Here is a 21,719-nt window from a genome sequence, read left to right as displayed (position 1 = left end):
GCAACCTCATGGGTTCCGTCGTCGACTGGTTGAGGACGTCCACTCCCGGACTCCTCGTTCTGTGCGGTATCGCGATCGCGGTCCTGCTCGTCGTCATCATCAAGGTCAAGCTCGAACCGTTCATCGCCCTCCTCATCGTCGGCCTGGGACTCGCTGTCGCAGCCGGACTCCCGGTGTCGCAGATCGTGGGTACCGCCATCAAGAGCGGCGACTCGATTCTCGAGACGGGCTTCGGCGGCATCCTCGGCCACATCGCCGTCATCATCGGACTGGGCACCGTCCTCGGTGCCATCCTCGAGAGGTCCGGTGGTGCGCAGGCACTCACCGCCAAGCTTCTCGGCGTCTTCGGTGATCGCGGCGCACCCATCGCTATGGGTCTGCTCGGCCTCATCTTCGGCATCCCCGTCTTCTTCGACATCGGCATCTTCGTTCTCGCCCCGCTCGTCTACGTCGCGGCGCGGCAGGGCGGAAAGTCGTTGGTGCTGTACGCGCTTCCGATGCTCGCGGGCCTGTCGATGACGCACGCGTTCCTCCCGCCGCACCCCGGCCCCGTCGCGCTGGGCGGCCTGCTCGAGGTCAACCTGGGCTGGCTCATCCTCATGGGCTTCATCTGCGGGATCCCCGGCTTCATTGCGGCCGGCCTCGTGTGGGGCAGCTACATCGGCAAGCGCATCATCGTCGAGGTGCCCGAGGACTTCGTCAACGATGCCGACGACAACGGACCGCACACGTCGGGCGGCACCGCCGTCGAGACGAAGCGACCCGTGGTCACCACTCCCCCGTCCGTCGCGACCATCGGCGCCATCATCGCCGTGCCCCTGGTGCTCATCCTCGGCGCCACGTTCGGCACCATTCTGCTCGACGAGGGCAACCTGCTCCAGGTCCTCACGTTCTTCGGCACCCCCGCGGTCGCTCTGCTCATCGCGGTGCTCATCGCGTTCTACGTCCTGGGCATCCGCCGCGGTTCGACGGTGCAGGAGTTGTCCACTCTCACCGGCGAATCGCTCCGCCCGGTCGGCATGCTGCTCCTCGTCGTCGGGGCCGGCGCGTTCTTCGGCAAGGTCATCTCGGCCACCGGCATCGGCACCGCACTCGCGGACACCATGTCCGCGGCGGGACTGCCGATCATCGTGCTCGCCTACATCATCAGTTGCGCTTTGCGCATCGCGCAGGGGTCGGCCACCGTCGCCATCGTCACGACGGGTGGCATCGTCGGACCGCTCGTCGCGGCGCAGGACTACTCGCAGATGTCGGTCGCGCTCATCGCCATGGCCATCGCTGCCGGCTCCATCATCCTGAGCCACGTCAACGACGGCGGGTTCTGGATCATCGCCAAGTTCTTCAACCTCACCGTCAAGCAGACGCTGCAGACGTGGACCGTGTTGGAGACCGTGCTGTCGGTCGTCAGCTTCGCCGTGGCAGGGGTGTTGTTCGCGATCGTGAGCTGATCGATCCTCGGTGCAGGACGGCTCAGTGCAGAGGGGCAGTCGAGGAGCGGGTGACGAGGCGGCACGGCTCAACCTCGATCCCACTCCCGACATGCCCCTCGATCGCGGCCGCGAGTCGCATCGCGGCCGCGCGTCCGATGTTCTCCAGCGACGGATCGACCGTCGTCAGGGGTGGGCGCGACCCGGTCGCGAGCACCTCCCAGTTGTCGAAACCGATCACGGCGACCTCCTCGGGAACCTGGCGCCCCGCTTCGATCAGCGCATCGAGCACCCCGCGCGCGATCTGGTCGGACCCCGCGAAGACAGCGTCCAGATCCGGCTGACGCTCCAACAGCAGCCGAGTCGCTCCCCTGCCCCAGGCCTCCGACCACTCGCCGAACATCACGGCCCCGCCGGCGAGCTGCAGCCCCTCCTCCTGGAGACGTTCGCTCGCGCCGCGGGCGCGCTCCTGCGTCGCTCCGTAGCCGGGATCGCCGGTGATGTGGGCGATTCTGCGTCGACCGCAGACCAGCAGATGATCCATCGCGAGTCGTCCGCCGGCGAGGTCGTCCGCGACCACCGACATGTCGGTGGGGTCGTCGGACGGCGCGTACGCATAGACGACGGGTACTTCCAGTTCCTTTCCCAGTGACGGCCTCGGGTCCGGGCGCGCACCCACCACGATGAGACCGTCGACGCGCCGGGACATGAGTGCGCGCAGGTGATGTTGCTCGCGGATGCGGTCCTCGCGCGCATCGCACAGCAGCACCGACATGCGTTCCGACCCGAAGGCGTCCTCGGCCCCCCGCAGCACGGGAATGCTGAACCGTCCGACGAGATCCGACGTGATCAGACCGACGGTGCCGCTGCGCTGCGCCACCATGCCCTGAGCCAACGCGTTCGGCGAGAAGTCCAGTTGATCAGCGGCCGACTGCACCCGGACGCGGGTCTCGGCGCCGACGTGTCGACGATTGTTGAGGGCTTTCGATGCCGTGGCTATCGAGACGCCCGCCAGTGTCGCCACGTCACGCAGTGTGGCCGACCGCCCCCGACGCTTCGGTGGCACCTCTTCGACGCTCATCGCCCTCCTTCGCAGCCCCCGACGCGGGCTGTTCTCCGACACGACTTTAGACGGCAGGGGTTGACCCGCGTGCTGAAACGGCGCTATGGTCCGAAAACGTTTTAGCGACGTGGATCACACTTGGCGACGACATCGTACCGCCGAGTGCAGGCACTCAGCAGAATCACCAGTTCCCGCACCACCTGTCACTCCGAAACGTTTCGCTCCGATGCGGCGTCGATGCCGCGCACCAGAAAGGCAACACGATGACGTGGACTCCACGCCGCCGCACCACCCGCGCCGCCGCCGCGCTCGCAGTCGTCACGATGACGGTGGCACTCTCCGCCTGCGGCTCGTCCTCGACCGTCGTGCAGGGCGATCCGTCCAATGTGGAGGGCGTCGACGACGGAACCACGCTGACGCTCTGGACGCGCGCACCTCTCGAAGCCCAGGCCAATCTGCTGGTCGACGCCTACAACTCGTCGCACCAGAACCAGGTCGAGCTCACCGTGGTGCCCAACGACGACTACGTCGCCAAGGTGGGCGCGGCGGCCGGTTCCGGTGACCTGCCCGACCTCTTCGCAGCGGACGCCGTGTATCTGCCGAACTGGACATCGGCGGGCCTCTTCGGGGATCTGACCGAACGTATCGGCAACCTCGACTATCGCGACGAGATCAATCCGTCGATCGTCGAGGCGGGAACCTTCGAGGACCAGGAGTACGTGCTGCCGTTCGTCCTCGACCTGTCGGTCATGTTCTACAACAAGGCCCTTTATCGAGAGGCCGGGCTCGACCCGGAGAAGGGCCCCACCACGATGACCGAGTTCCGCGATCAGGCACTCGCCGTCGAGTCCTTGAACAAGCCCGACACACACGGCACCTACTTCGGCGGCAACTGTGGCGGCTGCGGTGTCTTCACGTGGTTCCCGATGATGTGGGCGAGCGGTGAGGACGTTCTCCAGGACGACGGAACCACGGCGAATCTGGCCGGGGACACAGCACAGGAGATCTACGGCGTGTGGCGCGACCTCGAGGACGCCGGCGCCATCGCGCCCGGAGCGGCCGACGAGACCGGTACCACGTGGACCGCGGCATTCCAGGAAGGGCAGATCGGCGTGATGCCCTATCCCGCAACCCTCCTCCAAAAGGCGAGCGAGACGGTCGACGTGGGCGTCAGCGCCATCCCGGGTGTCGACGGCGGCACCTCGACGTTCGTGGGCGGCGACGGTCTGGGCATCAGCAAGGACTCGGACACCCCGGACCAGGCCTGGAATTTCATGCAGTGGCTCATGAGCGAGAAGGCGCAGGTGGACGTGCTGGCCGCGAACAACGTCACGCCCGCTCGAGCCGACCTCCTCGACAACGAGTTCACCACCGATCCCCGCGTCCAGTTGATCAACTCGGTGTCCACCGCCCCGGACAGCCGCACCCCCAAGGCTCTCAATTTCCAGCAGGCCTTCAACGCGGTCGGCAGCCCGTGGTCGACGCTGTTCCGGAACCAGGTCTTCGGTGATCCGTCGACGCTCCAGCAGGACAACGACGCGATCACCGATCTTCTCCAGAAGTAGAGACATCCAGCGGACTCGACGAGGAGTACGAGTATGACCAGCACCCCCACCGCGGCCCCGCCGGCCCGCGCCACCCGACCGCCTACGGTGCGTAAGCGGGGAAGCTCACGGGCCCGGAAACGGCAAGGTATTCTCTACGCGGCTCCGACCGCGGTGTTCCTCGTCGTGTTCTTCGTGGTCCCCGTCGTTCTCGTCTTCCGAATGTCGGTGTCGGACTGGGGGCTCTTCACCGGTGATCGCGGCCTGAACTTCCCGAGTAACTTCTCCGATGCGGCGACCGACCGATTGTTCTGGCCCGCAGTGTGGTTCACCGTCAAGTACACCGTGGCGACCACCGTCATCCTGCTCGGCCTCGCGCTGGGCATGGCACTGCTGGTGCAGGAATCCGGCCGCTGGTCGTCCTTCGTGCGCACGTCGTTCCTCATCCCGAGTGCGCTCGGCCTGGCCTCTGCCTCCCTGCTGTTCTACGCCCTGTACTCCCCTCAAGCGGGGCCGTTCACGGCCCTTCTCCGCTGGACAGGTCTGAGCGAGGACCCGGTGTCCTTCCTCGGTAGCCCGGACAGGGCGCTGTGGTCGACCGTCGCACTGGTCGTGTGGCGCTTCGCCGGCTTCTACATGCTGCTACTGCTCGTGGGACTGCAGTCCATTCCCGGCGACGTGTTCGAAGCCGCGCGAATCGACGGTGCGAGCGCCTGGCAGACGTTCCGCCACATCACGCTGCCGTTGCTCAGACCGTCGCTGGCGCTGTCGACGATCCTCTGCGTCACCGGGTCGTTGCTCGCCTTCGACCAGTTCTACATCCTCACCAAAGGCGGGCCCGACAACAGCACCATCACCATCGTGCAGTTGGTCTACTCCATGGCTTTCCAGGGCTCCAGCGACCTGGGCAGAGCTGCTGCCCTGTCGATCATCGTGCTGGCCGGGCTGATCCTGCTCAACGCCGTCCAGTTCCTCGGTCTTCGTAGAGACAAGGACTGACATGACCACGACTCCCACCACCAGAACAGCGATCGACGCCGCCGCCACCCGGCCCACACCTGCACGGCGCCGCCCTCGTCGCGCGCGCTCCCTGGCGACCATGGGCCGCAACACTTTCACGGGTGCGCTCGCCCTTCTCTTCTTGTTTCCCATGGTCTGGGCCGCGGTCTCCTCGGTGTCACCGCAGGGCGGTACCGCCCAGACCGACGGGATCGGTCTGGGCAACTACCGGACCCTGATCGACTACCAGGCCGGCGTGGGGCAATACCTGCTCAACTCGATGTTCGTGTCGGGATTGACCGTGCTGCTCACCGTCGTCGTCTCGCTCCTGGGCGGGTACGCCTTCGCTCGGTTCGAGTTTCCCGGCAAGAATCTGCTCTTCCTCGGCACACTGGCCATCCTGATGGTGCCCTACGCAACCCTTCTCATCCCTCTTTACGTCCTGCTCAACGGCATCGGACTTCAGAACTCCCTCGTCGGACTGGCACTGGTGCTCACCATGTTCCAGCTCCCGTTCGCGACCTTCATGATGCGCATCTCGTTCGAGGCCGTGCCGAAGGAACTCGAGGAAGCCGCTCTCGTCGACGGCTGCGGCACCTTCACCGCTCTCGTCCGAGTGCTGCTGCCGGCAGTTCGCGCAGGCCTGATCACCGTGGGACTCTTCGCTTTCCTGGCGGCGTGGAACGACTTCATCACCCCGCTGATCCTCGTCTCGGACTCCGACAAGATTCCGCTGCCCCTCGCGATCGCGAACCTGCGCGGACAGACGATGGGCATCGTGGACTACGGCGCCACCGAAGCGGGCGTGGTCGTTCTCGCCGCTCCCTGCATTCTCATCTTCCTTCTCCTGCAACGTCACTACGTGCGTGGCTTCATGTCCGGCGCACTCAAAGGATGACCGTGACCCACTCTTTCTCCATTCCCATGACACTTCGGGCAACCACCGACGAGGACCCGATGAACTCCACCGGCGCCGACGTGAGCGTTCCGGCGGCACCGGTGGCTCCCAGCCGCTCACGACTGCGCCCCCTCGGCGTCGGAGAGGTCACCATCACCGGTGGCCCGTGGGGCCGTCGCCAGGACGTCAACGCCTCGGCGACGCTCGCCCACATCGAGCACTGGCTCGAGCACGAGGGGTGGTTGGGCAACTTCGACTCCACCGCCGCCGGCGCCTCCGCCGCCGGGCGGACAGGACGCGAGTTCTCCGACAGCGAGGTCTACAAGCTGCTCGAAGCGCTCGCGTGGGAGTACGGCCGCGGCGGGGATCCGTCGATCGACCGACGCGTCCGTGCCATCACCGAGCGGATCGCCGCTGCCCAGGACGGCGACGGCTATCTCAACACGGTGTTCGGCCGCCCCGGCGGCCCTGCGCGGTGGAGCGATCTCGAATGGGGCCACGAGTTGTACTGCCTCGGCCACCTGTTCCAGGCGGGAGTCGCTCGCGCACGGACGGTAGGTCCCGACGAACTGCTCGACGTCTGTGTCAGGGCGGCGGATCTGGTGTGCGAGGTCTTCGGACCCGACGGGCGCGACGCACTGTGTGGCCACCCCGAGATCGAACCGGCCCTCGTGGAGCTCTATCGCGTCACCGGTCACCGCCGGTACCTCGAGCAGGCGGCACTGTTCGTGCACCGACGCGGACGGCACCTCCTCGGTGAGATCGAGTACGGCAGCTCGTACTTCCAGGACGACGTACCGATCCTCGAGGCGGACGTGCTGCGCGGACACGCCGTTCGCGCGACCTACCTCTCCTCCGGAGCAGTCGACGTGGCGGTCGAGACCGGCGACGCAGAGCTGCTCGGAGCGATCGTGCGCCAGTGGGAGAACACTGTCGCACGGCGCACCTACCTGACCGGTGGGATGGGTTCGCGCCACCAGGACGAGGCGTACGGCGAGGACTACGTGCTGCCGCCCGATCGTGCGTATTCCGAGACGTGCGCTGGAATCGGGTCCGTGCAACTGGCCTGGAGACTGCTGCTGGCCGAGAACTCGCCGCGCTACGCAGATCTCATCGAACGCACGCTCTACAACGTCGTCGCGGCGGGGCCGTCCGACTCGGGCACCGCGTTCTTCTACACCAACACACTGCACCAGCGGGTGCTGGGAACGGTGCCCGATCCCACCAGAGCCGTTCCCCGCGCGGCGTCCTCGTTGCGAGCACCGTGGTTCGCGGTCTCGTGCTGCCCCACCAATGTCGCCCGCACTTTCGCCAGCCTGCAGACCCTGCTCGCGACCGCCGACGACGACGGCATCCAGCTGCACCAGTACGCGCCGGCGACCATCACGACGACACTTCCGGGAGGACGCAGACTCGCACTGTCCCTGCGCACCGACTACCCCACGACCGGACGCGTGGAACTCCACGTCGACTCCGCACCGCCCACTCCGGTCAGCCTCACCTTCCGAGTGCCGGGTTGGGCCGTCGGCGCCACGCTGACCGATCGGGGCGAGACTCGATCGGCTGAGCCGGGGACGGTCACGATCACCCGTCTGCTGGTGTCCGGCGATGTCCTCGTCCTCGATCTCCCGATTGCGCCGCGACTCACCGTCGCCGACCCCCGCATCGACGCGGTCCGGGGCACGGTCGCCGTCGAGCGTGGGCCGCAGGTGCTCTGCCTCGAATCGGTCGACATGCCCGACCGGCGACACGTCGACGACTTCGTCGTCGATCCGGCGCGGGATCCCGTCGACGACGGGGGAGACGGGATCCGCGTGCACGGGTGGGTGCAGGACCACGAGAGCGCCTCGTGGCCCTACCGTGCTCCCGACACCTCTGCGCCGCAGAGTGTTCCGACGTCTGTCGTTCTCCGCCCCTACTCCGACTGGGCCGAGCGCGGCCCCTCCACCATGCGGGTGTTCCTGCCCGTCTCCGCCCCGACCGAGGAGTCCTGACATGGCAACCGTGACATTCGACCAGACGACGCAGCACTACCCGGGGTCCGACCGCCCCGCCGTCGACCGACTCGATCTCGAGATCGCCGACGGTGAATTCCTCGTGCTCGTGGGGCCGTCCGGTTGTGGCAAATCCACGTCGCTACGCATGCTCGCCGGACTGGAGGACGTCACCGAAGGCGCCATCTCGATCGGCGACCGCGACGTCACCGACATGCCACCCAAAGACCGCGACATCGCGATGGTGTTCCAGAACTACGCGCTGTACCCACACATGTCGGTCGCGGACAACATGGGCTTCGCGTTGAAGATATCCGGAATGTCGAAGAGTGAGACCCGCAGTCGAGTGGAGGCCGCTGCACGCGTGCTCGATCTCACCGACTACCTCGATCGCAAGCCCAAGGCCCTCTCGGGAGGGCAGCGACAGCGAGTGGCCATGGGCCGCGCCATCGTTCGCCGACCTCGCGTCTTTCTGATGGACGAACCGCTGTCCAATCTGGACGCCAAACTTCGCGTGCAGACGCGCACGCAGATCGCCGCCTTGCAGCGTCGCCTGGGAGTCACCACCCTCTACGTCACGCACGACCAGGTCGAAGCCATGACGATGGGAGACCGTGTCGCGGTGATGAAGTCCGGCGTCCTGCAACAGGTGGGGACGGCGCGCGAGCTGTACGACCGTCCTGCCAACTCGTTCGTGGCGGGCTTCATCGGTTCACCCGCGATGAATCTCCTGTCGGCCGACCTGGTCGACGATCATGCCGTGGTCGGTGATCTCCGTGTGCCTCTCACGCGTCAGGTGACACGGAAGGTGACCGGGGACATCCTGTTCGGCATCAGACCCGAGGCGCTTCGCGTCACGAGTGCGGCGAGCGGGTTGTCCATCGAGGTCGACGTCGTCGAGGAGATCGGCGCCGACGCGTACGTCTACGGCCGGGCCCTCCGGGACGGCGTCGCCCCGCCTCTCGAGGACCAGGCCGCTCCCCTTGTCGTGCGCGTCGACGGTCGCGCTGCGCCGAGAGCCGGTTCCACACTCCACCTGGCAGCCGATCCGGACCAGGTGCACGTGTTCGACGCCGCCTCGGGTCTGCGTCTGGGGTGATCCCGCCGGCCGCGATCGTAAGCTGACGATCATGCCCACCTTCGTGACGGACGACGACGTGACCCTGAGCTACCTCGACGAGGGCAGCGGTCCCGTCGTCGTCCTGGTCGCCGGGTTCGGCGCTCCGGCGACCACGTGGGTGTTCCAACAGGATGCGCTCGTGCGGGCCGGGTATCGCGTGCTCGCGCTCGACCGGCGCGGCCACGGCGACTCCGAGGCACCCGATCACGGCGCCACCATGGCGCGGCACGGCCGGGACCTCGACAACTTCCTCACCGCGGTGGGCGTCGAGACTGCCGTGCTGATGGGTGGCTCCATGGGCGCGAGCACCGTCTGGTCCTACATCCGTACGACCGGGACGTCGAGGGTCCGCGGTGTCGTCTCGGTCGATCAGACGCCGAAGATGATCAACGACGCGTCGTGGCCGCACGGCTTCTACGGTCTGACCGACGCCACCGTCGACGGGTTCTTCGCGAAGGGCATTCCCGCCACGGGACACGGACCCTCGACATTCGCCTCGCTCCTCCCCGTCGCGAAACTGATTCTGCGCCTGCGGTCGATGCCCAGAATGGTGTCGTCCGAGACACCGCCCATGAGAGCACTTCTCGACGACCACGCCCGCCAGGACTGGCGCGCGGACATCCGGGCCGCGGACGTACCGATCCTCATGATCGCGGGACGGAACAGTCAGTTCTGGCCCTCGGATCACGCAGTGGTCACCGCGCGCGACACCGCGCAGGGTCAGGTCGCGCTGATCGACAGCGGCCACGCCGCGAACATGGACCGTCCACGTGAGGTGAACGAGGTCGTGCTGACCTTCCTGCGCGGCATCGGGTACTGACTGTCGTCTGCGCGACGGACAGTGGAGATGCCCGTCGTCTGATTGCATGGACCGGTCACAGTCCGCAGATGGTGAGCTCTGCGAAGCATGCCCCCGACGTCGGGGTCCCCCGAAGTCGTGGCTACCGAGCTGCCCGGAACAAAACGTACGGTCCTCCCAGAACAGCAGCGCAGCGCTGCTGCGTCGAGCAGGGGGACCGATACAGATGCAGGCAATGATGACCGACGACGACATCGTGAGACCGGCCCTCAGCGTGCGGGAGGTGGAGGTCCTGCGGGCGTGGATCATCAGCGACTCGAAGGGCACCGTCGCACGGTCGCTCTTCATCTCCCCCGCCACGGTCAACACCCACATCGCGCGCATTCGCGAGAAGTACGAGGCGGTAGGCCGCTCGGCCGGGTCCAAGGCCTCGCTGGTCGCCCGAGCACTGCAGGACGGTCACGTGGGGTTGGACGAGCTGTAGGTCGCCTGGCGTTTTCGCTCCGCTCACGCCACCTACCGGCGGGATCCCGCGCGACAGGGCGCCGAGAGGAGCAGAAACTCCACCGCTCAGACCACGACGACCGTGACCCCGGCGTCGCGGAAGGGCTGCACCTGCTCCTCGGTCGCGCCGGCATCCGTGACCAGGGTGACGCCCTCGGGGAGGGGCGCCCAGGCGTGGAACGGACGCTGACCCAGCTTCGCCGCGTGCGCGAGCACGTAGACCGTGCCGGCGCGTTCGATCATCAACTCCTTGAGCCGCGTCTGCTCCAGCTCGGCCTCGCAGATGCCGCGGTCGGCGGTCACCGCGTCGGCACCGAGGAAGGCGCGGTCGAAGGACACGCGAGCCAACGACGCCTCCGCAAGCGGTCCTACGAAGCCCTGCGACAGGTGACGCAACGTACCGCCCAGGCACTCGACGCGCACGTCGTCGGCATCCGCCAGCGCCTCGAGCGCGGTGAGACCCGCGGCGATGACCGTGAGGCCCGTCGAGTCACGGAGGTACTCCCCCATGGCACCGACGGTGGTGCCGGCGTCGAGAAGCACCGTCTCCCCCGGGCGCACCTCTCCCGCAGCCCACTTCGCGATCGAACGCTTGGCGTCGAAGCCCTCGACCGCACGCTGGCGCAGCGACGACTCGGGGTGTGGGTCGAGCGCGATCGCGCCGCCGTACGTGCGCGCGAGAAGTCCCTCGGCGGTCAGCTGCGACAGATCCCGACGAATGGTCGAGGCCGTCACGCCGAACTGCACGGACAGGTCCTCCACACTCGCCAGACCACTCGTCTTGGCCAGGCGGACGATCTCCGCGCGCCGCGCCTGTGACTCCCTGAGCGCCATACCCGAAACCTAGCCGACGTCGGCGGTGCTGGTCGCCAGTTCGGCGGCCTGTCGCAGGGCTTCCACCATGCTGCCGGCCTCGGCGATGCCCTTGCCCGCGATGTCGAACGCGGTGCCGTGATCCACGGAGGTACGGATGACGGGGAGTCCCACGGTGATGTTCACGCCGGCCTCGATGCCGAGAACCTTGACCGGTCCGTGGCCCTGGTCGTGGTACATAGCGACGATGAGGTCGTAGTCACCGCGACCCGCGAGGAAGAAGGCGGTGTCGGCGGGCAGCGGTCCGACGGCGTCGATTCCGTCGGCCTGCAGCTTCTCGACGGCCGGCACGATCTTCTGATCCTCCTCGCCGTACCCGAACAGGCCGTTCTCGCCGGCATGCGGGTTGATACCGCACAGGCCGATCTTCGGGTTGCTGTTGCCCGATCGCACCAGCGCCTCGTACCCGCGGCGGACGGTCCGCTCGACGAGACCCGGCTCGATCTTCGCGACGGCGTCGAGCAGTCCGATGTGGGTGGTCACGTGGATGACCTTGAGCTTGGGCGTCGAGAGCATCATCGACACCTCCTCGGTACCGGTGAGGTGCGCGAGCAGCTCGGTGTGACCGGGGAAGATGTGTCCGGCGGCGTGCAGCGCCTCCTTGTTGAGCGGCGCGGTGCAGATCGCCTGGACGTCACCGGCGACGGCCAGTTCGGCTGCGACACGGATGTATTCGTAGGCAGCATGTCCCGCCACTGCGGACAGCTCGCCCCAGGCCAGATCCGCGGGCAGCAACCCGAGGTCGATGACGTTGATGCGCCCGCTGGTGAACTCGGCATCGGCGATGCGCTCGATCGAGACGATGTCGCACTGCACACCCAGCACGTCGGCCGCGAGTCGCAGACGCGCGGCGTCACCGATGACGACGGGCTTGCACCACCCCGCCACCTTCGCGTCGAGCACGGCGGGGACGATGACCTCGGGGCCGATGCCCGCGCCGTCGCCCATCGTCAGGGCCACGACGGGCAGGTCGAGGGTCTGGAGATCGGTCGATGTCATGGCTGTGTCCTTCGGTCGGAGCGTGGTGTCCGGCGAGCCGCCGGTGAGGTAGGAGTGGATGGCGGACAGGCTCTCTCGGTCTCCGAAACTGCCCGGCCGCGTGACGACGCGTCGGCCCCGCGGGTCGACGGACACGACAGCGCCGTAGTGCACGTGTCCTAGCGGGCGCAGGGTGTCGATACCGAGCGCGGTGATGACGGCCCGTGCCGTCTCACCGCCGGTGAGGGCGAGGTCGACCGACAGTCCGTCGGCCCCCGCTCGGACGTACTCGGCCAGGGCGACGGACAGGTCACGGGTACGCGCGACGTCCACGGACCCGGTCACGGTGAGCGCGACCGAGCCGTCACGCAGGGCGGAGGAGAGCTCCCGTGCGTCGGCGAGGCCGGCAAGCACGTCACCCGCGTCCACGGTGAGCAGCCGCACCCCGTCCTCGACGAGACGACGAACCTGCTCGACGGCGACCGAGGAGGCGGTGCCCACGACGACGAGGACGGGATCGCCTGTGCAAGCAACGGTCCGAGGCTCGGCCGACCCGTCGAGACCGCGGGCGACGGCGGCAGCGAGGGCAGAGGTACCCACCAGGATCACGTCGGGTCGCTCCGCCACTGCCGCCACCACCGCGTCGAGATCGGCGTCGGACTCGATGTCGCACACGACGACCCCGGCCGCGGCGGAGAGCGTGTCGATGGTGACGAGCGGAGCATCGAGCATGTGCGGCAACGACTCCGGGGGCTCGTCGAACTCGGCGTGCCACAGGTCGGTGTCGGCGAGCGGCACACCGTCGACGTGGAGTACGCCGTCGCGGACGACCCGGTTCAGCAGCGGGAGGCCGCCGGCGACTATCACCGGCCCGCGCTCGGACAGGGCGCGCACCGTGGCTGCGACGTTGCCGCGCAGCAACGAGTCAATTTTCGCGAGAACCCGGCCGCCCGACGGGACGGAGCGCAGCGCGGACGACACCAGCAGTTCCGTCTGCTCGGCGGCCATCGCTCGGGTGTCGAGATCCACGACGGAGACTGCCGCGGAACCGATCACGGCATCGAGGGTCAGAGACACATCGGACGTGCGGTCGAGGAACACCCCGGCGACCTCCGCGGCGCCCGAGAGGTCGTCGGCCAGTACGACGAGTGAGGTCATCCTCGTACCACCCTTCCCCTTGTTGCGCGAACCACGCATACAACTGTAGCCCAGTTGCGTGTTTCGCGCAGGTGGTTCACAACGACGCTCCCGCGCACTGCACGATCGCCTGGCCGGTGATGTTGCGACCGAGAGGGCCGAGCAGGAAGCCGATGAGCCCCGCGACCTCCGACGGGTCGATGAAGGCTCCGAGAGGCGGGAGCTTGGGCGGAGTGTGCGAGCGCGACGGATCCCCCAGCATGGCGGTGTCCGTGGGCCCGGGCGCGACGACGTTGACGGTGATGCCGCGGGACACCAGTTCCATGGCCCACGACCGTGCCATGCCCGTCAGCGCGGACTTCGTGGCGACGTACTGGCTCTTGCCGGCATTGCCGGTCATGGTGCGACTTCCGACGAGGACGACGCGGGCACCGGGTTCCAGAGCGTCGACCACGCCGTTCACCAGGACCTCGGCCGCGGCGACATGAACCTGCCACATGTCTCGGAGGTCGTCGACGTTCAGCGACCCGAGCGGAGCCGAACGCTGCAGTCCGGCAGCATGAACGACGGCGTCGATTGCGGACAGACCCGACGCGATCTCCGCCACCGAGTCCAGATCACCCAGGTCGGACTCGACCCACGTCAGGTTCTCGTGCTCGATCTCCGGTTTCCGACGACTCAGCCCGGTGACACGCCACCCGTCGTCGAGAAGCGACAATGCCGTGGCCGCGCCGATTCCCGAGCTGACGCCCGTGACGACGGCGTGTTTCACGACAGCCACTCCGGCTGCACCTCGCAGTACTCGATGGCCTGACGGAAGCGCGTGAAGGCCACATGCAGCGTCGGGCCGTCGGCCACGATGGACGGGTACGAGAACTCGCGGTTCAGTCCGTCGCGGGAGTTGTTAGACAGGCAGTACCCGTCGCCCTCCTCCAGGTTTCGGCGCACCGGCCAGGTGACACCGCGATCGGATGAGATCGCCAGGGCCATCGGCGCTCGGGGTGCGCCCCAGAAGGCGTGCCGCGGGTCACCGTCGTCCAGGGGCGAGTCTTCCTCGACCGTCTCCTGCTTGTCTGCGATGCCGTGATCGTCGATCTCGTCGTACAGCGACAGTCGGCGCGCCGTGGCGTCCTCGCGACTGGACTCGTTGTAGACCAGGGCGAGTCGATCGTCGGCCAGCACGACGAACTGCACCGACGAATTGTTGTTGGGCAGCTCGGTGGGGACGGGAGCGCTCCACGTGTCACCGTCGTCGTCGGAGACGGAACGGTAGACGTGGTCCGCCCACCGGCTGCGGTAGAGGGCGACGAGCTGATCGTCGGACACCCGGCCGATGTTCATGTGGACGCAGCCGATGCTGTCGGGAACGACCACCTCGCGCCAGGTGACGCCGTCGTCGTCGGACACCATGACGCCGGAGTAGTCGCGGTCGCCCACCCACTTGCGGCCTTCGATGCGGACGCAGTGGAAGACTGGCAGCAGGATCCGGCCGGAGGGCAGCGTGACCATGGGCTGGCGCACGAACACGCCACCGGCCTCGGTCTCCGGGATCAGGACGTCGGTGTCACCCCAGGTGCGCCCGCCGTCGGGCGAGATCCGCCGCAGCACCCGTGCGGTGTCCTGGTTGCCGGCGTGTTGCGAGGTCCACAGCAGCCAGATCTCGCCGGACTCACGCACGTTCAGCACGGGATTCTGCTCCGACCGCGTCCCGTCGTCCGACAGTCGGATCGGCTGCGACCACTCGTCGCCGTCCCGTCGGGAGAACCACACGCTGATGTCCGGTACGCCTTCCTGTGTGCCGGCGAACCAGACGCATGCAAGCGAACCGTCCGGCAGCACAGCCAGATTGGCCGCGTGGTTCTGCACCTCGGGCGGGGTCAACAGCGCATCACGGCGCCCGGGCTCGGCGGTGGGGCGGACGATGCCGTCGGCATCCAGGGTGGTGGTCACGGGGATCTCCTCGATCAACTGACGAGTGTCGCGGCGGACAGGTTGTAGGAGTTGGTGGGGCGCAGGGTCACGTCCTGGATGCGTTCGCGACGCGCCATCACCGACTTGGGAACGAAGGACCACAGGCAGGGCACGGTGTCCCAGATCTGGCGCTGCGCGTCGGCGAGAAGCTGAGTGCGGCGGGTCTCGTCGACCTCCTCGGACGCACGCGCGATGGCCGCGGCGATGTCGGGGAACATGTACCCGTGGTACGTGTCTCGGGTCTGTTCCTTCTCCGGGGTGCCGGTGTACATGCCCTGCATGATGGTGATCGCCAGTCCGGTCGGACTCGGGAATCCGTTACCCAGGATGTCCCAGTCGCCCGCCTTGCCCTGACGCCACTGCATGATGTCGCCGCCCGGCTCGAACTGCTGCAATGTGGTGCGGACGCCGATCGCCGAGAACATCTGGACGACCGACTCCATGATGTCGGTGTCGGCAGCGAACTCGCCCGACTCCCAGATGATCTTGAGTTCCAGATCGGAGATGCCGAGAGCGTCGAGCTCGCCACGCGCCCGCGCCGGGTCGTACGTGTACTCGCCGGTCTCGATGGCGCCGTCGAGGATCGCGGGGATGACGCCCTTGGACGCTGTCGCCGATCCCTGCATCACCTGGTCGATCAGCGCCGGCCCGTTGATGGCGTACGTCAGCGCTCGGCGCACCCGAGCATCGGCGAGCGGATGGTCGGCAGGCTTGCGGAAGTTGTAGAAGAGCTGATTGAGCCGCACACCGTCGACACGATCGACCACGACGTTCGACAGGCCCTCGAGCTGGTCCGCCGCGTCGGGCGTGATGGAGTCGATGACGTCCACCTCGCCGCTGCGCAGCGTGACGACGCGCGAGGACTCCTCGGGGACGAAGCGCACGCGCACCGTCTCGATGTTCGGCGCAGTGCCCCAGTACTTCGTGTTGCGTTCGAGCGTGTAGTTGCCGGTACCGCGATCGGCCGACGTGACGATGTACGGGCCGGAGCCGAGACCGGTCTGCAGTTCCTCGGGCTTGTTGTCCGCGGCCGGCGTGATGAGGATGTTGGACATCAGGTAATCGAGCACGGGGACGGGCTTGGTGGTCAGCAACGAGAAGCTGGTGTCGTCCATCTGCTCGACCGTCGGCCACTCCGGGAAGAAACCGCCGACGAACGATCCGTCGACCTCGCTGTACATCCGGATGGCCGTCGCGACGTCCTGCACCTGCACGGGCGAGCCGTCGGAGTACACGGCGCCCTGCCGCAGGTGGACGAACCAGCGGGTGGGCTCGACCAGATCGAAGCGGTCGGCGAGGACGAGCTGGGGCTTCAGGTTCGCGTCGATCTCGGTGAGGGCCTGGCGCACGCCGCGCTGCACCGTGAGGGCGGCGTCGAATTGGTTGAGCTTGTTGTCCAGGCTCACCAGCGACCGGTTGAGCGCCAGGCTCACCGTGGTCGGGCCCGGTGTGCCGGTAGGCGTGGCGCACGCACTGGCACCCGCGCCCAACACCACGCCACCACCGAGCAGCATCCCGCCGCGCAGGAGATTGCGGCGGGAGAACTGCTGGTTGAACGGCGATCTGGTCATCGTCGACCTCTCTTCGAACTTCGAGCGTCATGAGGGGCTGCGGGTCAGGAGCGGAGCTGCACTGTGACCGCAAGCACACCTGGACTGTACGCAGGTCTGCACACAACACGCAACTATGAATTGCTACTTGCGTGATTCGCGCACAAGTGCCATTGTGAGCTGAGTTACATCGAAGCCCGCGCTCGTGACCAGCCAGCGCAGAGGCATCTCCCGAAAGGTCGTTCGATGCACACCACGAACACATGCGCGGTCCGACGGACGGTGACCCGGTGACCGCCGGCATGATCACGCCCGCCGACGCGCCGGCCGCCGAACCCGCGAAGACGAAGTCGAAGTCCGCGGGCACTGCGCGCTACATCGTCAAGCGGCTCGGTCAGAGCGCGCTCGCGATCTTCCTGACGCTCACCACGGTGTTCGTGCTGATCCGTCTCGCACCCGGCGATCCCGCCTACGCGATGGCGGGCCCGCTGGCCTCCAGCGAGGACATCGAGCGGATCCGCCAGAGCATGGGTCTGGACCAGTCGATCATCACGCAGTACCTGAAGTACCTGCAGGGACTGCTGCAGCTCGATCTCGGAACGTCGTACTCGTTCCAGGCGCCCGCCTTCGACGTGGTGCTCGATCGCCTCCCCTACACACTGACGCTTACAGTTGCCTCGATCGGACTGACGACACTGCTCGCCATCCCGCTCGGTGTCTGGATGGCACGCCGCGCGGACACCCGCCGCGAACTGGGCGCCAACGTCGTCACGATCGCAGGACAGTCCATGCCCGACTTCTGGACGGGCCTGATGCTCATCACCATCTTCGCCGTGGTGATCCCGATCTTCCCGGCCGCCGGCTTCGCCACGTGGTCGTCGCTCGTCCTGCCCATGGTCACCGTCGCCATCCTGCAGATCGCCCTGATCTCCCGCATGGTGCGTCGGGAGATGGTCGGCGCCTTCGGGTCTCAGTACGCGACGGTGGCGCGCGCACGCGGGGTGTCGGAGCGGAAACTCATCTGGCGCTACGCCCTGCGCAACTCGTCCATCCCCGTTCTCACTGCCCTCGGCACACGCTTCGCGTCGATGCTCAACGGTGTCGTGGTGGTCGAGGTCGTGTTCGCCTGGCCCGGTGTCGGATCACTCGTCGTCCGCGCGCTCGAGACCCGCGACTACCCCCTCATCCAGGCCACCGTGCTCGTCACCGCGGTGCTCGCCGTCCTCGTCCAGCTCCTCGTCGACCTCTGCTACCCGCTTCTGGACCCCCGCGTCCGCCTGGGGAAGGGAACGTCCTAGATGACCACAACACTCGAGCCCCCGCAGGCGGAGCGCCCGTCGGCGGTCACCGCGAAGGACATCGCCAAGGCAGGCTCCACCCGGCGCGCCCGCGACAGCCGACTGAAGATCTGGGTGGGCAGCGTCTGCGCACTCGTCGTGATCCTCCCCGTCGCGTTCGCTCGTGTTCTGCCGCTGCAGGATCCGGACGCCACCGATCTCGGTGCCCGCCGTCTCGCACCGCTCACCGACGGCCACCTGTTCGGAACCGACCAGCTCGGACGCGACCTTCTCGCCCGCGTTCTGTACGGCGGCCAGGTATCACTGCTCGTCGGCATCCTCGCCGTGCTGGTCTCCGGCCTCATCGGCCTGACCCTGGGCTCCATGGCCGGCTACTTCGGCGGCTGGGTCGACACCGTCATCAGCCGGTTGCTCGAAGCGCAGCTGTCCCTCCCGCTGCTCATGATGCTGCTCCTCGTCGTCGCCCTTTTCGGGCCGTCCATCCCGGTCATCACGTTCGTCATCGCCATCGCGCAGTGGCCCGAGATCGCCCGCCTGACACGCTCCCTGGTGCTCGTGGAGCGCGAGAAGCCCTACGTCGCCGCATCGCGGGTACTCGGACTCGGCAAGGTCGCCATCCTCACGCGCCACATCATCCCGAACGTCATCAAGCAGACCTCGCTGGTGGTGCTGCTCCTCCTCGCCCAGGCGGTGCTGCTCGAGTCCGCGCTGAGCTACCTGGGCGCCGGACCGCAGCGACCGTTCGCCACGTGGGGCCGCATCATCTCCGACGGACAGGACTACATCACGACGTCGTGGTGGCTGGTCACCCTGCCGGGCCTCGTCATCGTGCTCCTCGTCATCGGCGTCAACCTCCTCGGCGACGGTCTGCGCGACCGTCCCGCCGGCTCGGGCCTCAAGGCTCTGCTGGGGCGCTTCGCCATCTCGGGAAAGAAGGCCTGACATGACCGAGTCACTGCTCACCGTCGACGAACTGCAGATCGAGCTGGTCACCGACAACGGCATCGTCCGCGCCGTCGACGGGGTCTCCTTCGACATCGCACCGGGTGAGACTGTCTGCATCATCGGCGAATCCGGCTCCGGCAAGTCGACCACCGCGATGGGGATCCTCGGGCTGCTGCCCGACGATCTCGCGGTCCTCTCCGGCCGCGCACGCTGGAAGGGGACCGACATCCTCGGCGACGACAAGGCATTGCGGAAGATCCGGGGCACGGACATCGCCCTCATTCCCCAGGACCCGATGACGGCCCTCTCCCCTGTCCACACGGTGGGGTCGCAGCTGCGAGAGGCCATCCACCACAGCGGTGTCCGCGGCAAGTCCGCGCAGACCACCCGCGCCGTCGAGCTGCTCGATCAGGTCCACATCGTCAACCCGGCGGACCAGCTGAACAGATACCCACACCAGCTGTCGGGCGGCATGTTGCAGCGTGTCCTCATCGCATGCGCCCTGGCTGCGGATCCCGACCTCATCGTCGCCGACGAGCCCACCAGCGCACTCGACGTCACCGTCCAGGCCAGCATCCTCGACCTCATGCTCGAACTGCAGGAGCGCACCGGCATCGGCATGCTGCTCATCACCCACGACCTGGGTGTGGCCCGGCTGATGTCCGACCGGATCCACGTCATGAAGTCGGGCCGCTTCGTCGAGAGCGGCGACGCCCAGTCGATGGTCCGCAATCCCCAGAACGCCTACACCAAGAAGCTTCTCGACGCGGTCCCCCAGCTGGGCACCTGGTCGGGCGCACCCGCCGATCAAGGAGTCCCGGCATGAGCCTGTTGACCGTCGACGACCTGGTCGTCGAGTATCCCGTCGCCACCGGCACCTTCCGCGCCGTCGACGGTGTCAGCTTCAGCGTCGACAAGGGCGAGACCCTCGCGATCGTCGGCGAGTCCGGCTGCGGGAAGTCGACCATCGCCAAGGCCATCGTCCGGCTGCTGACACCGACGTCGGGACGGATCCTCGTCGACGGGGTCGACATCGCCGGGATGAAGGAGCGGGCCCTCAAGCCCTTCCGCTCGCGCGTGCAGATGGTCTTCCAGGACCCGTACGGCTCGCTGGATCCGCATCTCACGGCCGTCGACATCGTCGGTGAGCCGCTGCGCCTCAAAGGTGTTCGCTCCAAGGCGGACCGGGCCCGACGTGCCGCCGAGCTGATCGACCAGGTCCAGCTGCCGGCGTCGTCTTTGCACCGCCGACCGGGCGAGTTCTCGGGGGGCCAGCGTCAGCGCATCGGCATCGCGCGTGCGCTGGCGTCCGAACCCGAGATCCTCGTGTGCGACGAGGCCACCAGTGCGCTCGACGTGTCGGTGCAGGCGCAGGTGCTCGACCTGCTGCGCACCATCCAGCACGACACCGGCATCACGTACGTCTTCATCTCGCACAACCTCGGCGTGGTGCGGGAGATCAGCGACAACGTGGTCGTGATGCGCAAGGGCGGCGTGGTCGAGAGCGGCCCCACCACAGACGTTCTGACCAACCCGCAGCACCCGTACACGGCAGCCCTGCGCGCCGCGGCGCTCGACCCCTCCACGATGGAGGGCGTCAAGCCACGCTACGTTCTGTCGGGTCGACCGGCACCTACCTCTGGAGTTCCCGCATGATGTTCGACCCCGTGCCTTTCGGCCCGATGGTGCTGGGCACCATGACTTTCGGCGACACCGTCGACCTCGAGGGGTCGCGCGCTCTGCTCGACACGGCACTCGACGCCGGCATCACCCACATCGACACCGCCAACGGGTACGCAGGCGGCGAGTCCGAACGCATCCTCGCGCAGTTGCTCGCCGGTCGACGCGACGAAGTCACCCTCGCCACCAAGGGCGGCATGTTCCTCGGCGACGCAGACGGCCACTCGCCCCTGTCACCCGAGGGGCTGCGGCTCGGACTCGAGGCAAGCCTGCACCGGCTCGGCACCGACCACGTCGACCTCTTCTACCTGCACCAGCCCGACCGCGCGTCGTCGCTCGAGGACACCCTCGGGACCGTCGCCAAGTTGGTGGCCGAAGGCAAGGTGGGAGCGCTCGGCGTCTCGAATTTCGCCGCCTGGCAGATCGCCGAGGTGAACCGCGTGTGCGACGAGGTGGGTGCGCCGCGGCCCGTCGTCGCGCAGCAGCTCTACAACCTGCTGGCCCGCCGCGTCGAGGAGGAGTACGCCGAGTTCGCCGCCGTCAGCGGCATCACCACGATGGTCTACAACCCGTTGGGCGGCGGCCTCCTCACCGGCAAGCACTCGTTCGACGAAGCTCCCGGCGAGGGGCGGTTCGGCGATTCGCTGCTGGCCGCGATGTACCGCGAGCGGTACTGGAACACCCAGATCTTCGACGCGATCACGCGCTTGTCCGCGGTGGCGTCGGACGCCGGCATGCCGCTCACCGAGCTCGCCCTGCGCTGGTTGCGATCGAAGCCCCTCACCGGACCGATTCTGTTGGGCGGCTCCAAGACCAGCCACCTGCAGGCCAACATCGACGCCCTGGGCCGCGGTCCGCTCTCCGACGACGTCGTCGCCGCGTGCGACGAGGTCGGTGCGGCACTGCGCGGTCCGATGCCTGCCTACAACCGATAGGAAA

Annotated in this window: 19 protein-coding genes; 13 read left to right on the top strand and 6 right to left on the bottom strand. The window is 67.6% G+C overall.

The features are described from left to right. The first annotated feature begins 8 nt into the window (after positions 1-8). Positions 9-1,448: a GntP family permease gene (locus HQ312_RS15190; protein WP_042575601.1), complete on the top strand. Its 1,440-nt coding sequence runs from the start codon at positions 9-11 to the stop codon at positions 1,446-1,448. 22 nt (positions 1,449-1,470) lie between these two features. Here the strand turns inward: HQ312_RS15190 and HQ312_RS15185 are convergent, their stop codons facing one another. Then, positions 1,471-2,508: a LacI family DNA-binding transcriptional regulator gene (locus tag HQ312_RS15185; protein WP_222639112.1), complete on the bottom strand. Its 1,038-nt coding sequence runs from the start codon at positions 2,506-2,508 to the stop codon at positions 1,471-1,473. Positions 2,509-2,753: 245 nt separating this feature from the next. On the opposite strand from HQ312_RS15185, the gene HQ312_RS15180 reads away from it, so the two are divergent. The 7 genes from HQ312_RS15180 to HQ312_RS21995 all read left to right on the top strand — a co-directional run bounded on the left by HQ312_RS15180 (position 2,754) and on the right by HQ312_RS21995 (position 10,328). Continuing rightward, positions 2,754-4,055 carry an ABC transporter substrate-binding protein gene (locus HQ312_RS15180; RefSeq protein WP_222639111.1) on the top strand — a complete coding sequence of 434 codons (1,302 nt, stop codon included), beginning with the start codon at positions 2,754-2,756 and terminating at the stop codon, positions 4,053-4,055. Positions 4,056-4,088: 33 nt separating this feature from the next. After that, positions 4,089-5,033 (top strand): carbohydrate ABC transporter permease, encoded by a 945-nt coding sequence (locus tag HQ312_RS15175; RefSeq protein WP_222639110.1) that lies wholly within the window; start codon positions 4,089-4,091, stop codon positions 5,031-5,033. 1 nt (position 5,034) lies between these two features. Then, positions 5,035-5,931 (top strand): carbohydrate ABC transporter permease, encoded by an 897-nt coding sequence (locus HQ312_RS15170; RefSeq protein ID WP_222639109.1) that lies wholly within the window; start codon positions 5,035-5,037, stop codon positions 5,929-5,931. A 2-nt stretch (positions 5,932-5,933) separates the two neighbouring features. Beyond that, positions 5,934-7,925, top strand: a complete 1,992-nt coding sequence (locus HQ312_RS15165) for a beta-L-arabinofuranosidase domain-containing protein (protein WP_222639108.1) — start codon at positions 5,934-5,936, stop codon at positions 7,923-7,925. Position 7,926: 1 nt separating this feature from the next. Beyond that, positions 7,927-9,024, top strand: coding sequence for an ABC transporter ATP-binding protein (locus HQ312_RS15160; RefSeq protein ID WP_222639107.1), 1,098 nt, complete (start codon positions 7,927-7,929; stop codon positions 9,022-9,024). A 31-nt stretch (positions 9,025-9,055) separates the two neighbouring features. Further along, positions 9,056-9,865: an alpha/beta fold hydrolase gene (locus HQ312_RS15155; protein WP_222639106.1), complete on the top strand. Its 810-nt coding sequence runs from the start codon at positions 9,056-9,058 to the stop codon at positions 9,863-9,865. Between the two features lie 214 nt (positions 9,866-10,079). Beyond that, positions 10,080-10,328: a LuxR C-terminal-related transcriptional regulator gene (locus HQ312_RS21995; RefSeq protein WP_027504894.1), complete on the top strand. Its 249-nt coding sequence runs from the start codon at positions 10,080-10,082 to the stop codon at positions 10,326-10,328. Between the two features lie 86 nt (positions 10,329-10,414). Here HQ312_RS21995 and HQ312_RS15145 read toward each other — a convergent pair whose 3' ends face one another. The 5 genes from HQ312_RS15145 to HQ312_RS15125 all read right to left on the bottom strand — a co-directional run bounded on the left by HQ312_RS15145 (position 10,415) and on the right by HQ312_RS15125 (position 16,878). Further along, positions 10,415-11,182 (bottom strand): DeoR/GlpR family DNA-binding transcription regulator, encoded by a 768-nt coding sequence (locus HQ312_RS15145; RefSeq protein WP_056448224.1) that lies wholly within the window; start codon positions 11,180-11,182, stop codon positions 10,415-10,417. Positions 11,183-11,191: 9 nt separating this feature from the next. Continuing rightward, positions 11,192-13,357, bottom strand: coding sequence for a 4-hydroxythreonine-4-phosphate dehydrogenase PdxA (gene pdxA, locus HQ312_RS15140; protein ID WP_222639105.1), 2,166 nt, complete (start codon positions 13,355-13,357; stop codon positions 11,192-11,194). 76 nt (positions 13,358-13,433) lie between these two features. Continuing rightward, complete coding sequence (locus HQ312_RS15135; protein ID WP_222639104.1) at positions 13,434-14,117, bottom strand: SDR family NAD(P)-dependent oxidoreductase; 684 nt, start codon at positions 14,115-14,117, stop codon at positions 13,434-13,436. Then, entirely contained in the window at positions 14,105-15,286 is a 1,182-nt protein-coding gene (locus HQ312_RS15130; RefSeq protein ID WP_027504890.1) for an exo-alpha-sialidase, read from the bottom strand. The genes HQ312_RS15135 and HQ312_RS15130 overlap by 13 nt, the downstream gene beginning before the upstream one ends. Positions 15,287-15,300: 14 nt before the next feature. Further along, a complete protein-coding gene (locus tag HQ312_RS15125) occupies positions 15,301-16,878 on the bottom strand; it encodes an ABC transporter substrate-binding protein (protein WP_222639103.1) in 1,578 nt (525 codons plus the stop codon). A 269-nt stretch (positions 16,879-17,147) separates the two neighbouring features. Here HQ312_RS15125 and HQ312_RS15120 point away from each other — a divergent pair, with 269 nt between their 5' ends. From HQ312_RS15120 to HQ312_RS15100, 5 genes are read left to right on the top strand one after another with little or no spacing between them, the layout of a single operon-like run. Beyond that, positions 17,148-18,155 carry an ABC transporter permease gene (locus HQ312_RS15120; RefSeq protein WP_308123901.1) on the top strand — a complete coding sequence of 336 codons (1,008 nt, stop codon included), beginning with the start codon at positions 17,148-17,150 and terminating at the stop codon, positions 18,153-18,155. Then, entirely contained in the window at positions 18,156-19,097 is a 942-nt protein-coding gene (locus HQ312_RS15115; RefSeq protein ID WP_042575606.1) for an ABC transporter permease, read from the top strand. A 1-nt stretch (position 19,098) separates the two neighbouring features. Further along, complete coding sequence (locus HQ312_RS15110) at positions 19,099-19,926, top strand: ABC transporter ATP-binding protein (RefSeq protein ID WP_222639102.1); 828 nt, start codon at positions 19,099-19,101, stop codon at positions 19,924-19,926. Next, positions 19,923-20,756 carry an ATP-binding cassette domain-containing protein gene (locus HQ312_RS15105; protein ID WP_222639101.1) on the top strand — a complete coding sequence of 278 codons (834 nt, stop codon included), beginning with the start codon at positions 19,923-19,925 and terminating at the stop codon, positions 20,754-20,756. The genes HQ312_RS15110 and HQ312_RS15105 overlap by 4 nt, the downstream gene beginning before the upstream one ends. Next, the gene (locus HQ312_RS15100; protein ID WP_261782341.1) at positions 20,753-21,715 is read left to right on the top strand and encodes an aldo/keto reductase; all 963 of its coding nucleotides are present in this window, start codon (positions 20,753-20,755) and stop codon (positions 21,713-21,715) included. The genes HQ312_RS15105 and HQ312_RS15100 overlap by 4 nt, the downstream gene beginning before the upstream one ends. Positions 21,716-21,719 lie beyond the last annotated feature (4 nt).

It is taken from the genome of Rhodococcus sp. BP-316 (assembly GCF_019836105.1).
In the GTDB taxonomy this organism is placed as follows: Bacteria; Actinomycetota; Actinomycetes; order Mycobacteriales; family Mycobacteriaceae; genus Rhodococcoides.
The sequence above is the reverse complement of the archived record's forward strand: the minus strand, read 5'-3'. Positions and strand labels throughout refer to the sequence as shown.

Excerpts from the sequence above, each read along its gene's own strand:
- HQ312_RS15125 (WP_222639103.1), bottom strand. The coding sequence starts at position 16,878 with ATGACCAGATCGCCGTTCAACCAGCAGTTCTCCCGCCGCAATCTCCTG.
- HQ312_RS15190 (WP_042575601.1), top strand. The coding sequence starts at position 9 with ATGGGTTCCGTCGTCGACTGGTTGAGGACGTCCACTCCCGGACTCCTC.
- HQ312_RS15185 (WP_222639112.1), bottom strand. The coding sequence starts at position 2,508 with ATGAGCGTCGAAGAGGTGCCACCGAAGCGTCGGGGGCGGTCGGCCACA.
- HQ312_RS21995 (WP_027504894.1), top strand. The coding sequence starts at position 10,080 with ATGATGACCGACGACGACATCGTGAGACCGGCCCTCAGCGTGCGGGAG.
- HQ312_RS15160 (WP_222639107.1), top strand. The coding sequence starts at position 7,927 with ATGGCAACCGTGACATTCGACCAGACGACGCAGCACTACCCGGGGTCC.
- HQ312_RS15105 (WP_222639101.1), top strand. The coding sequence starts at position 19,923 with ATGAGCCTGTTGACCGTCGACGACCTGGTCGTCGAGTATCCCGTCGCC.
- HQ312_RS15110 (WP_222639102.1), top strand. The coding sequence starts at position 19,099 with ATGACCGAGTCACTGCTCACCGTCGACGAACTGCAGATCGAGCTGGTC.
- HQ312_RS15100 (WP_261782341.1), top strand. The coding sequence starts at position 20,753 with ATGATGTTCGACCCCGTGCCTTTCGGCCCGATGGTGCTGGGCACCATG.
- HQ312_RS15175 (WP_222639110.1), top strand. The coding sequence starts at position 4,089 with ATGACCAGCACCCCCACCGCGGCCCCGCCGGCCCGCGCCACCCGACCG.
- pdxA (WP_222639105.1), bottom strand. The coding sequence starts at position 13,357 with ATGACCTCACTCGTCGTACTGGCCGACGACCTCTCGGGCGCCGCGGAG.
- HQ312_RS15115 (WP_042575606.1), top strand. The coding sequence starts at position 18,156 with ATGACCACAACACTCGAGCCCCCGCAGGCGGAGCGCCCGTCGGCGGTC.
- HQ312_RS15145 (WP_056448224.1), bottom strand. The coding sequence starts at position 11,182 with ATGGCGCTCAGGGAGTCACAGGCGCGGCGCGCGGAGATCGTCCGCCTG.
- HQ312_RS15180 (WP_222639111.1), top strand. The coding sequence starts at position 2,754 with ATGACGTGGACTCCACGCCGCCGCACCACCCGCGCCGCCGCCGCGCTC.
- HQ312_RS15155 (WP_222639106.1), top strand. The coding sequence starts at position 9,056 with ATGCCCACCTTCGTGACGGACGACGACGTGACCCTGAGCTACCTCGAC.
- HQ312_RS15170 (WP_222639109.1), top strand. The coding sequence starts at position 5,035 with ATGACCACGACTCCCACCACCAGAACAGCGATCGACGCCGCCGCCACC.